Raw genomic sequence first — 16913 nt, forward strand, 5'->3', positions numbered from 1 at the left:
CTTACTATAAGATAACACATCCTCATTAACTTATCAATAATAATTCTAATTTAAAAACAAAACTAAAAGGACAAGTCTATTCTTTCAATAGACTTGTCCTGAGACTGATTCTATATGCCGTTTTATCCTTATACGTTCAACACATGAGCATCAGGTACAATATCTAACAGCACGTCCACCATATGAGGATGACAAGTTGTCCAGATTACTTGATGACGAACAAGCAGTTCCGGCAAACAAGCTAATGTCGCACGAAGTCGTGCTTCATCAAAATTCACAAATATATCATCCCACACAAAGGGAAGCGCCGTACGTTCAGACATACCATCTGCCAAAGCAAAACGCATGGCCAAGTATGCCTGCTCCGCAGTTCCCCTACTTAATTGCAAGCTGTCGAACAATTTCCCATCTTCACGCTCAACAGAGATGGATGCACTGCCAAATGGCGTCAGCACTCGCACATATCGCCCTTCCGTCATCCGCTGTAAATAATGGCTCGCCCGTTGAAACACAAGTGGCTGCTTCTCCTCTTCATACCGTTTGCGTGTGCGCCTTATCAACGTCTTCGCAAGGGCATGAACCGCATATCGTTCAGCCTGTGCATCAAGCTTCGCTTCTAGTGAGGCTTGCTCTTGAACAATATGCTCCTTCATAATACGCTGTCTTAAACTATCGATCTCCTGCTGAACCCGGCCAAATTGCCGCTCTACTTCACGCTGCTGCTCTTCATGACGCTGGACTTGCTCCAGAAGCATATCCGCCCTCTGCGCAAGTGCTTGCTTATCATGCTTTACAAGCAGCGCTTCTATCGGGATGAATTCTGCCTCGGTACCACCACGATAGCAAATTGCCTCTACTTGGCGCAATTCGATACGCAATTGCCTATACGCTGCCGCTTGACGTTGAAGAGCAAGAAACTCATCTTCCCCTGACGTCCCGGCCTCATCCCATAATTGCTGGTGCATATGGGATGCTTGAATTCGTTCAACTTGCAGTCCTTCATATTTGAATTCGAGCTCACGGCGCTGTAGTTCAAGCTGACGGAACGCAACAAATGTCTGTTCTTCTTGTTCCATCTGCTCTTGCAAACGGGCAATTGAAGAAAATAGAATCTCCCTTAATTCAATCCATCGCTTACTGTCAAATGGTACAGAAAGAAAGAGCTTAAAGCCGTTGGTGATATCCACACCGTCCACACTCGTTGCATACTCTTCGCCTGCCGCCTGTAATGCTTGATGGGATTGTTCCATAATGCGATTACACTCATCCCAGTAGGATTGAACTTGCTCCCACAATCGACGCTCACGTTCACGCAACCTAAGTGTCTGCTGGTGAAGCTGAATCGCTTGTTCAACGCGCCGCAAATGCTCCTGCACATTTGCAGAACTCCACGATTCTGGCAGCGCGTGCTCTTGAAGCCACGTCTGCCATACTTGATTATGAAGCTCCACGTTGTGAATAGCAGCCTCTACTTCTTGAGCAGATAGGCGGATGCGGCGTTCTGCTTGTTCAACCTCATCGGCAGACAACTGTCGTCTACGTTCCAACCGCAGCCATTCTTCCTGCCACGCCAACACCATTTGCCACGCTGATTGAACAATTATTTCTTTTCGCTCACCATGATGCTGAGCAGAAACAATAGCTAGAACAGGTTTCAAACCTTTCACAATCTCTTCTCTGATGACAGCAATCTGCTGCGCCGTGTCTGCATGTGAGGCATCTGTTTGCACAGACGAACGCTCAGAAAGTTCCTGCTTCTTTTCCCCCAATACGAACAAAGAAATAGAAGCTCCAACGATACCTATAATAAATAGCACGCCCGCTGCTAACCACAACCCGTTAAATCCCAGTACAACAGCTGTACAAGTACCCATCAACATTAAAATAAATGCTGTCATACGATTCGACGACTGGTCCGTCTTACTACTTTTACGGGCAGCTCGACTGCCTCGATAAGAAAGGCTTCCATCATCCTGTGCAGCTTCATGTTGTCCAAAACTTTCGGACGCCATCGAATTCGAATAATGGAGCAACCGCTCTTCTGCATCCTGTAACTGGGCCCATGAGCGCTGTATACGATCGATTTCGCTAACTGCAGGTGACCATCCGCTATTTGCAGCTCCTGCCGACCTATGTCCTTCACATGCCAACTCCGCTTGTTCAAAGCCGCTTGTCAGCTCACTGTATTCCCGCATCTTGCGAGCATGCTCTTGGGAAGCAGTATGCTTATCTCTAAGAACACGTTCAGATTCCAACTGCATACTTTCAACTTCATGTCCCAGTGAATAGGGCCAATCACTCTCATAGAGCTGTTCTGCTGTCCAGTTAGCACCGGATTGTCGTGCCAGCAACTGCAGTTCCGCTTCACAGCTATCTGCCTCCTGTGCTAGTTCACGTGCAGAATCCGCCCAATGCCTTACCGTTTCGACCATGCTGACCAATCGCTTCACTTCAACGGCAGACTGCAGCACTTCTTTGCGTGGAGACAACTTCCTTAACTCCAGCATGTTACTCTGCTTATCCCGTTCTAGCTGCTCTTCACGAAGCTCTAATCGCTCACGCTCACGAACGAATGCATCCCATCGCTCATCCCAAGCTGTATGCCATGATGCGGAAGATTGCAAGTCAGCGAGTTGAGCCTTTATCGAAAGGAAATGAACCCAGTCATCCGAAATATGAAGAGCTCGTTCTGTCCAGCCGTTTTCCTGCTTGCACTGTGTATTTTCATCATGCAAAGCAGATCGCAGCTGTTTCAATTGTTCTTGCTCCTCATAAAGCAATTGCAGCTTCCCTTGCAATCGATCCGCATCCCGCTTCAGTTTATACACACGATCTAAGTTATTCAAAGTGACTGCTATCGGCTGCGTGCGTCCTCGCTGCTTGTACAGATTGTCCAGCTCCTGCTGCAAAGACTGTTCGCTTAATACGACAGAACGACCTGCCTGAAAGCCGCTGTCATACATAAATGCACGCAGCTCATCTCCTTGCAGCGTATGTACAGCGTGCAGCTCATCAAGTGAAATCGCGAAAAGACGACCGAACAATTCAGGATGTACGCCGCCTAACAGTTCCCGTTCCATATCCGATTGGCGCAGCTCATGTATCGCTCCATCATCGCCCAACCTTTGAATGGCGGTGCCCCCGTCTGCCTTATTGCTGGACCGAGTGAGCAGCCATCTATGCTCATGAGCATCAGTTGCTTCCATTCGTCCTGCAAACACTTGCTCACCAGCTAAGCCATATCGATCTGAGGCTCGTTTTGGCCTACCGTAAAGCATCATTTTTATCGCATCTGTTATTGTGCTTTTTCCCGACTCATTTGGGCCCAAAATAACCGTCAAGCCATAAGACGAAAAAGAGTAGGACCTATTGTATAAATGCCCAAGTCGCTCTATATCCACACGTTCAATCCTCATGTCAGCTGCTCCTCTCCCTGCAGCATATCGACCGCCACTATCAATGCTTCTTCCAGCCATTTACGCCGAACTTCGACAGGCTGACTTCCCAACCATTGTTGCAGCTTAAGATTCCCGCCTAAGGTCAGCAATGCTTCCTGTATAAGTTCTTCAACCGCATCATCAGACTCGCATACTATATCCGTCATTCGGATGAGCTCACCTGCAAAGGATTCTGATTCCCTCCAAGCTGCCATGTCAACTACAGCTTGGCTATGTACACGAAGCTGAATGGGCCACACCGCATCAAGCCCTTCTTCTAACCGAAGACGCTCTGCCTCTCTCCACGCCTCTTCCAGCTCGATTGCCAATCTCCCACGCTTCAGTTCTGTATGCAGCTCCGATGAACCAGTCAATGTCAGCCGAACACAGCTCAATCGGTCTGTTCCACGCACTTCCTCTACCAAGGCAAACATAGCTTCCAACAGGTCCTGTTTCGTCTCGATCATTTGTAGGGATAAGCTTTCATCAAACCATCGAACATCGTCCAACGGGTGAAAAACAAGCTCGGTTGCCCCATCCTCTAGTACGTCTACCACGTAAACGCCTTTCGCACCTTTTTCCTTTATGTGCCTACCTTGAATATTACCGGCATATACGATATAAGGCTGTTCCTGTATCACTTCTCGCTTGTGGATATGCCCCAGTGCCCAGTAGTCATAACCTTTTCGAATCAAGTCCCCTCGTGAACATGGAGCATACGGGTCATGTTCAGCACGTCCATCAACCGTTCCATGAAGCATGCCGATACGATACAATCGCTCTGACGATGGCATCACATTTCCATCGTCCATACTGCCAACCACTTGCAATTGATGTTCCTTCGCATGATGCTCTGGCTGTTCAGGATAGTGCATAACGATATTGTCATAGACTGCTTTTTGCCCATAGGACATACCTGTTACGACAGCAACAGGCTTTCCAGATCGATTGTATATCAAATGACAGGAGGGCTTATCTGTACCAAAAACAGTTACCCCAGATGGCCATGACCAAGTATCTTCTTCCGTCAATGGATCGTGATTACCATGTATAATAAACACAGCTATTCCTTTATCGGATAGCCGTTTCATGCCACGCTCTAGCCGCCATACCGCCCTTAACGAACGATGAGTGCTATCATGCAAATCTCCACTTAGCAAAACCGCATCCGCTTCCACTTGGATCGCCAAGTCTACAAGCCGATCCCACGCTCGGAACACACCTTGCTCCAATCGCTCTTGCAGCACATCCGGCAGGGTTTGCAGCCCACGCAAGGGACTATCAAGGTGAAGATCTGCCGCATGGATAAATCGCAGCATTCTGCTCATTGGCAGGCCTCCTTACGAACATACTTTCTCTCTAGTATAACGAATAAGCCGATGCATCGCCATGCATCGGCTTATTTTAAACACAAGCATATTTACCTTGTCGTTCTATCTCTTACCAATCTCTTTTCGATAAACTAACCGCTATTTACTTTCTATATGCAAGATAGATTTGCTTCAGTTCGTGCACAACACGCGATAAGGAATACACCTGCTTCGCCTTAGACCATGCTGTTCTAGCCAATTCATAGCGGAAAAACGAATCCGTTATAATTCGCTCCATAGCATTGGTCAAAGCTCCAACATCATTAGGAGGAACGAGCAAGCCATTTACGCCATCCTCGATTTGTTCTCCAATGCCGCCCACATTGGTCCCCACCAACGCTAACCAGCAAAGGGCAGCTTCTGCAAATACAGAACCAAACGCTTCTGCACGAGACGGCAGAACAAATATATCGGAAAACGGCATGAACTCTTCGGGATGAAGCATGTAGCCGTAAAATATCGTTTCATCGTAAATTTCTAGTTCAACAGCCATCTCTTCCAATTGCTTTCGTATCGGACCGTCTCCGATAATATGAAGAACAAACGGATAACCTCTACGTTTCAACTCTGCACAAGCATGCAGCAGAACATCTATCCCTTTCGCGGGAACTAGACGACATACCGTAATTAACTGTGGAACCTCGTTATCATGGGCAATAGGCTTGAATCTTTTCTCATCAAAGCCATTAGACAGTACTCCAATCTGTTCAGGCTGTTGGACATAAGGTGTCAAATAAGCCTTAAAAGACTCTGACACGGTCATAATCTTATCCGCTTTCGCTTCCAGTTCTTTATAGATCGATGTTAAAAATTGATGTTCACTGCTTCCTGGCTTAATATGCTCATTTAAAATAAGCTCTTGTTCATAACTAGAATGAATCGTCACAATGAGCGGGATATCCGGGAACAGCCGCTTCATTGCTAGAGCAGCGATCGGATGATGCGCATGTATAAGATCATAGGGCTGCTGGATACGCAGCTTGGTCCACCATATATAATCCCGATAGGTTTGTATATATTTCTGAACGACAGGAGAACTTTCATACTTCTCCCAATTAAACGTTTCAAATTCAACACTATCTTGACCTTTACCACGTATGCGTTTAGGCAATGAGAATAGCTCCATTGACCAGTTAGAGGACTGAAATCGCTCCAATAAGTGAGGAATCATGGAGGATACGCCGCCAGGCTGTTCAGGCGGGAAGAACAAAGCTTGCAAAATCTTCATAGGTGCCCCTCCTTTTTCTTCGCATTTCACACACCATCGTTTATAATATATTAGAAGTTAAATAACAGTAAAGTACAATATTAGGAGTGCCCCCATGTACGAGAATGTGAAATTGTTGTTCACAGATAGCGATGTCATCGCGCTAACGAGTATGTGTCACCTATATATCATGCTCATAATGATGCTGATGGCTTTTCGCCTGTATATGAAACAACGTTCAAATGCTTATATATTACTTTTCCTATCCGTTGTCATTATGGCGCTGGATCGCTTAATGATTATTAATGATTCGGCTCTGGACAACCCGACACAGCAAGTGCTCGGCGCAGGAAGATCCGTCTTATTCATGACATCTTTCTTAATGATAAATGTCGCCATCTTACGACTATACAAACGCTTTAATCGCAAGATGCGCATGCGTTTCACGATTTTATTTCTAGGTGTACCGATCACCTCTTACTTATCTTTACTGCTCTCTCCTGATGGCAGCTATATCGAGATTACAGCATGGCCGCTTATTATTTATCAAGTACTCATCGCATTATTATGTTACAGGTGGATCGCACCAAAAATCAACCAACGCACTCGTTACACCTGTGCTATCATTGCCTACCTTGGCGTACTGCTTACTATATTTATTAATGTATTGTGGTACGAAGGGAAGAGTGAGTCACTGCTTATTACGAAGCTGTTTATGATATTAATTTATTTTACAATCGTACTGTTTATATTCTTTGAACGAATTATCGAAAATTTACAAACCACGTACCGCTCTTCCATTACCGATGGATTAACTGGTTTGTACAATCGCCGTTTTATGTATCAGCGAATGAATCATTATACAGCCAAGGGCCAAAAAGTATCCGTTATCTTTTGTGATATTGATAATTTCAAACGCCTCAATGATACGAAAGGCCATCTCGTAGCAGATGAAGTTTTAATAAAAGTTGCCCAAATCATCAGAGATGAAGTAGATGATTTCGGTTTGGCTGGACGATTTGGCGGAGAAGAAATCATTGCATTTGTGCAGCATAAGCAGAAACAGCTTCATCCCGCACATATCGCAGAACAAATTCGATCACGAATCGAAGAAGAAACGGGTTCTACGATAAGCATCGGCTACAGCTCCCTGATTAAAGGGCAAACGATCGAGGAACTCGTACGAGAAGCAGATCAAGCGATGTATCATTCCAAGCAAACTGGAAAAAATCGTGTTACTTGCTATCAAGACATTGAAGGCAGAATTACACCTCTAAGTACATATTAAAGTCATTTTTCATACAATAACTCCGACACCATACATATAACAACGAAAAACCTCCATTTCCACCAATGCAGTGGATCTGGAGGTTTTTCATCTCTTCATTTCTCAGTTACGAGTCTTACATTCGAGCTAACTATTATTGAATTATTGAATATCACGCTTTTTGAACACCAAGATGGAGACAAGAAGCAGCGCTAACATGTACAGTGCATAGATACCGAATGAAAAGCCAAATGTGACACCCTCGATTGGTGGTTCTCCTTTATAATACGGACTCCAATCCAGATGCGGAAACACCGTATACTTGTACCATGGCTTTTCATCAATAAACATACTAAGCATTCCTGCCAACGAATTCAATATAACGGCAATACTAATTGAAAGTCCTAAGCTTCTTGTCAATACAGCTGCTGTGAACGCTACAAAAATATAAAACAATTCATTTGGCAAAGTCAAAAAGAATGGAAGAATGGTTCCCTCCCACAACAAATTAATTCCGCCAACAGAAGAGTCAAATAAGATAAACGCGGCAAGCGCCGTTACAATCAACATAGCGAAATTAACGAACAAGACGACTAAAATAATCGTAACTAACTTAGACATTAAAATCGTTGTTCGGCTAGCAGGTCTAATCAGCAATTGCTTAATCGTTCCATCTTTGAACTCATCTGTAATGATCTGCGATGCAATGACGATGGAGAAAATACCTGTAAACACACTCGTGATTTCAAAAATAACCGAAGTAAATCCAACACTGCCCACTTCACTACTACCCTCTGATTGAAACCATAACTGAAGGCCAATCGCAGCGGCTAGAACAATAAGCAAGAAAATAAGGTAGTATGGCAGCTGTCTCTTGCTCGTTATCTTCATCCATTCATTCCGCACTAATGCTGTAAAGTAACTCATTGAATGTGTCCTCCTTTCGTCATCGACAAGAACTTGTCCTCTAATGTTTCCGCAATAGAGCGAACTTCATAAATCTTGACTTGATGACGAACGAAGAGTTCTACAACTTCAGGTATTTGATCGCGCGTGAGTGTAAGCGTCACTACGTTATTGTCCACTTGTACAGGCTCGTAGGAAGTCCCCTCCAACGCCTGTGTAGCGGCCTCTGCCTGCTCTACATGGAATTGAATAGAGCGCGTCGTCTGCTGTTCTTCTACATGCTTCGTATCAAGAATTTGTTCGCCTACATATTTACCATGTTGGATAACTACTACTCGATCACACATAAGTTCAATCTCAGACAACAAGTGACTAGATACCAAAATAGAAATATTCTCTTCCCTAGCTAGACGCTTCAAATAATCCCGCAGCTCTCGAATTCCAGCAGGATCAAGACCGTTTGTCGGTTCATCCAAAATAAGAATAGATGGCTGGTGCAGCAGCGCTTGTGCAATTCCGAGACGCTGCCTCATGCCTAGAGAATAATTTTGCACCTTTTTATCCAAAACCTGATCCAGCTCTACAAACTTTACGATTTCATCAATACGCGATTGAGAAACTTCTTTTCCGCTCATGCGCGCAAAGTGCAGAAGATTCTGTCTGCCTGTCATAAATTTGTACAACTCTGGATTTTCAACAATCGCCCCAACATGAGCCATCGCCTTAGCCCGATCTTTGACTACATCATGTCCCTCTATGAGAATGGTACCTGAAGTTATACTCATTAAGCCGACCATCATTCGAATGGTAGTTGTCTTTCCGGCACCGTTAGGGCCCAAGAAACCATAAATTTCTCCACGCTTCACCTGGAAGGAGAGCTGATCGATTAGTGTTTTTCCACGAATTTTTTTGGTGATATTTCGCAGTTCCACTACGATATCATTCATCTTTTGTTGACCCCTTTCATCTATATCTGTATCCAATATTCGCGATACGGCTGTTAACACACATGATTAACATCCGCGTAATGAACACTATGTCCTTACGTTTCAATAGCTGCTTAGTTTCGTTACAATATCTTAAGAAACTGGATTCTGTTAGAACATTGCATGCAACCGCCAACGTTCGGTACACTAATACATAGTAGTATTGCACAACAAATGATGGTTCAAGCGAGTACTCGGTACTCAGGTGAGCTTATCTAATAACCATTAAAGCTTGCATAATCATCCTACACAGCCGTCATCTGATTTTAACTAAAAGGAGCAATAACCCGAGTATGACCAACATCAATACCCAACCCACCCTCCCGGAATCCTATAAACAGCAAATGGAAAGTATGCTGGGAGAAGAAACAGAAGCATTTCTGAAAAGCTTTTATGAAGAACGCACCTATGGGCTGCGCATCCATCCACTTAAGTGGGAACAGCATAAAACGACACTAGAGCCTATAATAAACGCCTTTTCCCTACAATCGGTACCATGGTGTGACGAAGGTTATTATTACGACCCCAACACACGTCCGGGCAAACACCCGTACCATGCGGCAGGATTATATTACATTCAAGAACCGTCTGCTATGTCCGCAGTACAGCTGCTCGATCCGCAGCCTGGCGAAATCGTTCTCGATCTAGCTGCTGCACCAGGTGGGAAAACGACGCATATTGCAGGCCGCCTACAAGGTGAAGGATTGCTTATCGCAAATGAAATACACCGAGAGCGTGCCAAAATATTAGCGAGCAACGTGGAACGGATGGGATGTTCGAATGCAATCGTCACCAACTCCGATCCAGATTCATTGGCAGAACGTTTTCCAATGTTCTTTGATCGCATTATGCTGGACGCACCTTGTTCTGGTGAAGGCATGTTCCGCAAAGATACAGACGCAATCCAAGAGTGGTCCCCTGAACACGTGACATTGTGCGCCAATCGACAATGGGACATCATTCAAGCAGCAGTTAACATGCTAAAACCCGGGGGCACGATAGCCTACTCTACTTGTACGTTTAATTATGCGGAAAATGAGCAAACGATTGAACGCTGGCTTGATCGTTATCCAGACTTTACGCTTGTGCAGCAAGAGCGGATATGGCCGCATAAACAGCGCGGAGAAGGCCATTATGTAGCGGTATTGCGTCGTTCTGGCCATCTTGAGGATACAACAGAAAGCTCGACTACTTCAGGTTCCGTTGCTATGACGTCGTACTCATTCGGTGCTACTTCAACTCGCCTAGAAAAGGTGAATAAAGGGAAACACAAGAAATCAACTGGTCGAAAAAACCACCCGTCTTCTTCGAATGCTGAAGCTGTGTATGAACAGTTTGTGCAATGGACTCGTGAGTATATGCCGAATTGGCAAACTCCTATGTCCGGCAAGCCGATTCTGTTTGGCGAAGAACTGTATTGGCTCCCTGCGCCAGCCGATTTCAGTTCTGACCAAAGCAACTGGCTGGAAGGGAAGTTAAATGGACTGCGTGTACCACGTCCAGGCCTGCATCTTGCCCATGTGCTTAAACAGCGTATTGAGCCAGCTCACGCGTTAGCACTATCCTTGCTAGAACCAACAGCTGCATCATCGTCTATTCAGCTGTCAACGGTATCAGACGCAGCAGCGATACTAAAATACTTGAATGGTGAAGCGTTGCTGCTCGATCAAGATGTACAAGCTGACAGCAACGAAGTGGTGAAAGGCTGGACACTTGTCTCCATCGACGGATTGCCAATCAGCTGGGGTAAATCAGCTAATGGTATGATTAAGAACCATTATCCAAAAGGATTACGTGCAAGCTATTTACTTTAGCTTCATGTATATACAACGAACCGGAGCCACATATACAGCTACGGTTCGTTGTATCATCCTTCAACGTATACACTTATGTAATGGACATTTCGTGTATAGTGCCTCTTCTTAATTTTCTCCTACATAAAATAATGCGTCATCGATAATCTCATCACGGAACATCATATTCAGATGAAGTGCTGTAAATGATTGTTCCTTTGCCAACTCATGCACGATCGACTCTCCGATATAATGTCGCTCACGTCCTGTACCTGGAACTCTAAAATCAATAAATCCCGATAACTGTTCACCTTCCGTGTTAATCGTTGCTAAACCTACAGGAAGCGAACCTCCTTGCTCCGTATAAATATCATACAGTAGTGCATCTCCATCATCTCTTGCGAGAATGATCTGGATGCCAAGAGCCTCGCTTGGATGTGGGGGACAGATAGCTAATTCGTGGTAATTGCCGTGATTCCTTCTATCTTGTTGAAACCTTTGATTGGTTGCCGCTAATTTAAGCGTTGAAGAATCTTGCACAACTATCCGATCGTCTGTGTGGCTCTCTTGATATTCATCATCGATGACATATTCATCATCAATTTCATACCCTTCTTGTTCATGGTCCCATTCTTCCTCCCACGATGTCTCAACAGAAGAACTTACAATTCGCGAATACTTCCCATTAATGACTTGCAACTCTCGCTGCTCAGCGTCTAGCGCATCAGACAATCGATCGATATAGCGCTCAACTTCCTGTTCCAATTGCTGCTCTATCTCACTTGAGCTTAGCACATCTTCATCTATAATGAGCGTACTGCACAACCTGCTCCCTTCTCTATACATCACGAGCAACGATGCCGTATATATGCCATCTATGAGGATATCGATGGCTTCTGCCCCTGCGGTTACAAAGTCCGGTCTCATTTCTAAGCGATACATACATAACCTCCTGCTTATTCTGACAATGATTTATCAACATTAGCATGCCTTGCTAAACCGTTAGACATGCGCCCAATTACATAACACCTTAGACAATCGCCCATACCGAGACGTGATATAAGCATATGATACGATATGCCGAATGACGGAAGTTCCGCCGCATCAATATATCTGCACGGAACCCTGTACCCCCTTCGGTAGAGCTAACTACAAGGGTAGAGGAGGAATGAGAAGATGGGCGCAGTAGGAGGACACAATTCGATAGGTATTGTTTTGGTATTGTTCATCTTGTTGGTCATCATCTCTCGTGCTTTAACTTGCTGATGCCGCGAACGATGGCAACACAAAAAAGAGGGGACTGCTCCCCTCCTTTTTTGACGTCCAAATATGAGACTGCTAGGATAAGAAGTATTTTGTCAGTACTGCATGTACTCCATCATCGTTATTCGATAACGTTACTTCATCTGCCGCTGCCTTGACATCGATTGGAGAGTTGTCCATAGCAACGCCAATGCCAGCAAATTGAATCATGGTCATGTCATTATAATAATTGCCGACAGCCATTACATTCTCGTTTGAGATGCCTCGCAGCTGTGTCAATTGCTTCAATGCGTTACCCTTCGTTGCTTCCTTATGCATAATATCGATAAAGAACTCACCAGACCGAATGAATTGAACCTGATGATCCCATAAGCTCAACGCCTGCTCAACACGATCCATATCTTCTTTATAGCCGCTCATCGTTAGCTTCAAGACAGGGCTTAATAGATTGTCCCAACCCGGGAAATTTTTCGGTTCAATTAGAAATTGCTTATACGTATCCAACCAATCTGCAGACAGCAGATCCACTTGGTTCACATAGAGATCAAAGGCTGTATTGATATCATAATGTACCTTTTCTTCATTGCAGTATGTCAAGTAAGGCTCCAGATCCATTTGGCTCAGCTCAAATTGATGAAGCATACTTTTATCTTTAGAAGCTACTGTAGCTGCTCCATTATGAGTGATGACAACACCTTCTAGGCCCAACTTGTCCAAATAAGGCAGCGTACTTACAGGGCTTCTCCCCGTACATAATACGATCTCCACGCCTTGAGCAGCGACTTCGCGAATCGTATTTGCATTTACTTCAGATAAAGAATGATCATCATGGAGCAACGTTCCATCCATATCAAGGGCAATCATTTTAATGTTTTTCATGCTGTGAACCTCCATCTCGCTGTATTAAAACTAAGAAGTAGCTTGCTGCAACGAGGCAAGCTCGTCCTCACGCAGTTCCCGCCATTGACCGATTGGCAGCTCAGAATCGAGCTGTAAAGGGCCCATCGTTAATCGTTTTAAGTATACAACTTGCTTGCCTACTGACTCAAACATGCGCTTTACCTGATGGAATTTACCTTCGGTAATCGTCAGTTCAATGTGGCTAATGACTTCTTCTTCCGTTGGAAGCGAATCCTTGCTCTTAATGACTAGCTGCGCTGGCTTCGTTACATAACCGTCATCCAATGTTACACCGATAGCCATTGCTTCTACATCCTCTTCGGTTACATCCCCTTTGACATGAGCAAAGTATGTCTTAGGCACATGCTTGCGCGGAGCTAGAAGTTCGTGTGCCAACTTGCCATCATTCGTAAGCAAAAGTAATCCTTCTGTATCTTTATCAAGTCTTCCCACAGGGAATGGCTCGAAGCAAAGTAACCCGTCAGGCAACAAATCGATCACCGTTCGCTCACGACGATCTTCTGTCGCGGAAATAACCCCTGGCGGCTTATGCAGCATAATATAGACGTACTCTCGATACTGCACTTTTTCCCCATCAAATTGCACATCGTCTGTATCAGGATCCACTTGCTTGCCGCTGTCTTTAACAGCAGCCCCATTGACCATAATAAGACCCGCCTTAGCCCATCTTTTAATCTCTGTTCGAGAGCCGAAGCCCATATGTCCGAGCAGCTTGTCCAATCTCATTTTTGCCATTAGGTTGTCCACCTCCACACAGCTGGATATTCATTTTTCTTCAACATACCATCCACCCATTTGCCGAAGCCAAGCGGACAATCATAGGCGTAACTACCAATACACACATTTAGCTCATACCTGTTATTCGCTAGCTGCTGCTTGCTCCATACTCCATACGTATCGATATATTCTTGCTCTGGACGGCGTAGGCCTTTCGGTAGTCTTACCATCTGATCTTTGCGGGAATCTGATTGATGAGTCTGTTTCCCTTTGCCCTTTTGCTTGGGACGACTGAAGACATGAGATGGTTTACGAACTGCATCTTCATCTACTGCCAGTTGGTGCAAGCTCACGATAGAACGGGCTGGTCGCTCCCCTTCTCGTTCCAGTACCGCAACATAATGACCCTCGCCGTTTACTCGGTGGGGCCACAGGCGTATCGTTCGGCTCCACTAGCTCAACTGGTGCCATCGCACTCGGCTCCTGAATATAATAGAAACCTGCATAAGGCGATATATGATAGCTCTGCAAAAAAGACTCCCACTCCTCACCAAGTCGATTTTGCATCTGTTCAATAAACAATTGAGGTATCGCCTTCATTTTGTCATCTTTTCAGCTAGCCATTGCATATAGCAATATGCAACATCCCCAACAACACACAACACCTCTAAATAGCATATCACGTCTGGCTATTTTTTTGAAAGGAATGAAGGGTGAACGTTGTCGAAAGTTGTCTTATTCGTAGATCTTTCTATTTTTAATCTTTCATTTTTGTCACATTAGCTAATTTCACGATATTTACGCTCGCAAGCCCGTTCATAAGTTGATATGATGATTTAGTTAATAGAAAGGCATTGGTCATACTCATGACACAACAACAAGATGAACAATACATTAAGACTCAAATAAAGGAGGTAATGCCCCAATGCTACATATCGAACAATTGTCACACTCCTTTCACAATGGAAATGAGATAACCCCAGTTTTGCAGCAGATCGACTTTCAAGTTAAGAAAGGCAGTATGGTCGCACTGCTAGGCAGTTCGGGATCAGGCAAATCCACACTGCTAAATTTAATGGCAGGCCTTATGAAGCCTACGGAAGGAAATATATACATAAACGGGCACGACATCGTAAAGATGAATGAAAATCAACTAGCAGAATTTCGCAGAGAACATATCGGATTTATTTTTCAAGCCTATGAACTCATTCCTAACTTAACCGTTATCGAAAATGTTGAACTCCCATTCGTTTTCCAAGGTATTTCCCCTCGTAAAAGACGCGAGAAAGCCCAACATTTGCTCGAACAAGTCGGTTTGCCTGACAAAGGAAACATGTTCGTCTCCCAACTTTCAGGTGGTCAACAGCAGCGCGTAAGTATCGCACGCTCGCTTATTACAGAACCGTCTGTTATTTTTGCGGACGAGCCTACAGGGAATCTGGATACAAAGACAGAGGATGAAGTTATTTCTATCCTGAAACAACTCAATAAGAAGATGAACACAACCTTCGTTATCGTTACCCACGAACGAGAAGTTGCGGAGCATACAGAACGCGTACTGACCCTTAAAGACGGCCGACTTATCGAAGACGCAGTAACAACCAATGCTCAAGTAACTGGCTCAAGTATGGGAGGCGTACATACATGAGGTTTGGTGATTATATTCGCATTTCTTTTGACCAGCTTCGCAGGCGCAAGGTTGTAACTATTCTATGTGCACTTGGCATTTCAATCGGCTGTGCCGCTATCGTCGTAGCGATGAGTATCGGAGAATCCGCTGCCAAATATTCAGAAATGCAGATGAGCCGCTGGTTCAAACTTGATGAGATTACCGTCTCCGCAAAAAGTGCGGGACAATCTGGTGATCCATCCGCAAAACCTGAAATGGATGAAGGTTCCCTTCTTACTTCACAGAAACTTGAACTCATTCGCACATTCCCGCATGTTCTAGCTGCAGCTCCAATGGAGGAGATTGGCGGGTTCCAAACAAAGCTATCGAACGGAACAAGTTCTTATACGCAAGTGATCGCTACTGATCTGAATAGTTTGCAAGCATTTGGTCATCACATGCGTTTGGGAACTATCTCGGATTTGCCTCAAACTGTAATTGCCAACTTTGGTGCAACATTCGGCTACGTGGATGAAAAAGCAAGAAATGCACTCTACGATAAGCTTCGTCAAAATCCATATGATGATGAAGTATACAAACAGCTTGAAAATTTAGATCGCCTGCCAGCGAACTTGTATCAACAGTCTATTCAATTTGTTCAACATGACCAACAATCGGGCCGGGAAATTCTTTCACCCGCACTTCGTGTGACAGGCGTACTGAAGAAACCAGATAGCCAAACCGATAATATGGCAATGAACCAGAAAGTGATGTATGTATCTTTAGAAACAGCAGAATGGTTGCGCAAACAACCAGGATTTAGACCCATTGAACCGGATTCATCTACGAATATGGTATCTGCAACCGTAGAGCATTATCCATTAGTAACGGTAAAAGTAGATAGCCAAGAAAACATACTGCAAGTTGAAAACAAAATTAAGCAGCTGCGTCTGAATGCGATGAACAATTTAGAGCAAAAAGAACGTCTTGAAAAACAATTTGCTATGGTGCGCACGATCGCACTTGGTATCGGCTTATTCGTTCTATTCATTGCATCCATTTCGATTGTTGTAGCCATGACGATGTCCACCCACCAGCGAAGACGCCAAATCGGAATTATGAAGGTACTCGGTGCTAACTTGAGCCAAATTCGTAATATGTTCATCGTAGAAGCTACGTTAATTGGTCTACTAGGCGGAATTATGGGGGTAATCCTCTCTCATTGGATTATATGGGGAATTAACGGCCTTGTACTAGCAAGCGGCGCTGAAGCTGCCGAGATCTTATTTATCGCGCCTTGGATTATACCTATGGGTATGTTCTTCGCGATTATTACGGGAATACTGGCCGGACTATACCCCGCAATCAACGCGTCCCGTACTGATGCTTTGACAGCAATTCGCCGTGATTAGTATATGTAAATTTAGAAGAGGAGCA

General features: G+C 44.6%; 15 protein-coding genes. 5 read left to right on the plus strand and 10 right to left on the minus strand.

All coding sequences use genetic code 11. The features are described from left to right. Positions 1–128: 128 nt before the first annotated feature. From NQ117_RS06590 to NQ117_RS06600, 3 genes are all read right to left on the minus strand, one after another. Positions 129–3416 carry an AAA family ATPase gene (locus NQ117_RS06590; protein ID WP_258277182.1) on the minus strand — a complete coding sequence of 1096 codons (3288 nt, stop codon included), beginning with the start codon at positions 3414–3416 and terminating at the stop codon, positions 129–131. Beyond that, a complete protein-coding gene (locus NQ117_RS06595; RefSeq protein ID WP_258277183.1) occupies positions 3413–4765 on the minus strand; it encodes a metallophosphoesterase family protein in 1353 nt (450 codons plus the stop codon). The genes NQ117_RS06590 and NQ117_RS06595 overlap by 4 nt, the downstream gene beginning before the upstream one ends. A 145-nt stretch (positions 4766–4910) precedes the next feature. Continuing rightward, on the minus strand, positions 4911–6035 hold the full coding sequence (locus NQ117_RS06600) for a glycosyltransferase family 4 protein (RefSeq protein ID WP_258277184.1): 1125 nt from the start codon (positions 6033–6035) through the stop codon (positions 4911–4913). A 94-nt stretch (positions 6036–6129) separates the two neighbouring features. On the opposite strand from NQ117_RS06600, the gene NQ117_RS06605 reads away from it, so the two are divergent. Further along, positions 6130–7302 (plus strand): GGDEF domain-containing protein, encoded by a 1173-nt coding sequence (locus tag NQ117_RS06605; protein WP_258277185.1) that lies wholly within the window; start codon positions 6130–6132, stop codon positions 7300–7302. A gap of 141 nt (positions 7303–7443) precedes the next feature. On the opposite strand, the gene NQ117_RS06610 is transcribed toward NQ117_RS06605, so the two are convergent. Both NQ117_RS06610 and NQ117_RS06615 read right to left on the minus strand, forming a co-directional pair. Next, positions 7444–8208: an ABC transporter permease gene (locus NQ117_RS06610; RefSeq protein ID WP_258277186.1), complete on the minus strand. Its 765-nt coding sequence runs from the start codon at positions 8206–8208 to the stop codon at positions 7444–7446. Next, entirely contained in the window at positions 8205–9134 is a 930-nt protein-coding gene (locus NQ117_RS06615) for an ABC transporter ATP-binding protein (protein WP_258277187.1), read from the minus strand. Before NQ117_RS06615 ends, NQ117_RS06610 begins: the two co-directional genes overlap by 4 nt. Before the next feature lie 332 nt (positions 9135–9466). On the opposite strand from NQ117_RS06615, the gene NQ117_RS06620 reads away from it, so the two are divergent. After that, positions 9467–10987 carry an RsmB/NOP family class I SAM-dependent RNA methyltransferase gene (locus tag NQ117_RS06620; protein ID WP_258277188.1) on the plus strand — a complete coding sequence of 507 codons (1521 nt, stop codon included), beginning with the start codon at positions 9467–9469 and terminating at the stop codon, positions 10985–10987. A gap of 108 nt (positions 10988–11095) precedes the next feature. Here the strand turns inward: NQ117_RS06620 and NQ117_RS06625 are convergent, their stop codons facing one another. After that, positions 11096–11908 carry a hypothetical protein gene (locus NQ117_RS06625; RefSeq protein WP_258277189.1) on the minus strand — a complete coding sequence of 271 codons (813 nt, stop codon included), beginning with the start codon at positions 11906–11908 and terminating at the stop codon, positions 11096–11098. Positions 11909–12142: 234 nt separating this feature from the next. Between NQ117_RS06625 and NQ117_RS06630 the strand changes: the two genes are divergently transcribed. Beyond that, complete coding sequence (locus tag NQ117_RS06630) at positions 12143–12232, plus strand: YjcZ family sporulation protein (protein ID WP_258277190.1); 90 nt, start codon at positions 12143–12145, stop codon at positions 12230–12232. A gap of 72 nt (positions 12233–12304) precedes the next feature. Here NQ117_RS06630 and NQ117_RS06635 read toward each other — a convergent pair whose 3' ends face one another. The 4 genes from NQ117_RS06635 to NQ117_RS06650 are packed head-to-tail and all read right to left on the minus strand — an operon-like array spanning position 12305 to position 14467. Continuing rightward, positions 12305–13108, minus strand: coding sequence for a Cof-type HAD-IIB family hydrolase (locus tag NQ117_RS06635; protein WP_258277191.1), 804 nt, complete (start codon positions 13106–13108; stop codon positions 12305–12307). Between the two features lie 30 nt (positions 13109–13138). After that, positions 13139–13876, minus strand: coding sequence for a pseudouridine synthase (locus tag NQ117_RS06640; protein WP_375163049.1), 738 nt, complete (start codon positions 13874–13876; stop codon positions 13139–13141). Positions 13877–13884: 8 nt separating this feature from the next. Next, a complete protein-coding gene (locus NQ117_RS06645) occupies positions 13885–14220 on the minus strand; it encodes a hypothetical protein (protein ID WP_258277193.1) in 336 nt (111 codons plus the stop codon). Beyond that, a complete protein-coding gene (locus tag NQ117_RS06650) occupies positions 14192–14467 on the minus strand; it encodes a hypothetical protein (protein ID WP_258277194.1) in 276 nt (91 codons plus the stop codon). Before NQ117_RS06650 ends, NQ117_RS06645 begins: the two co-directional genes overlap by 29 nt. A 325-nt stretch (positions 14468–14792) precedes the next feature. Here NQ117_RS06650 and NQ117_RS06655 point away from each other — a divergent pair, with 325 nt between their 5' ends. Further along, positions 14793–15515 carry an ABC transporter ATP-binding protein gene (locus NQ117_RS06655; RefSeq protein ID WP_258277195.1) on the plus strand — a complete coding sequence of 241 codons (723 nt, stop codon included), beginning with the start codon at positions 14793–14795 and terminating at the stop codon, positions 15513–15515. Further along, positions 15512–16888, plus strand: coding sequence for an ABC transporter permease (locus tag NQ117_RS06660; protein ID WP_258277196.1), 1377 nt, complete (start codon positions 15512–15514; stop codon positions 16886–16888). The genes NQ117_RS06655 and NQ117_RS06660 overlap by 4 nt, the downstream gene beginning before the upstream one ends. Positions 16889–16913 lie beyond the last annotated feature (25 nt).

The organism is Paenibacillus sp. SC116, from assembly GCF_024733555.1.
Taxonomy (GTDB): Bacteria; Bacillota; Bacilli; order Paenibacillales; family Paenibacillaceae; genus Paenibacillus_B.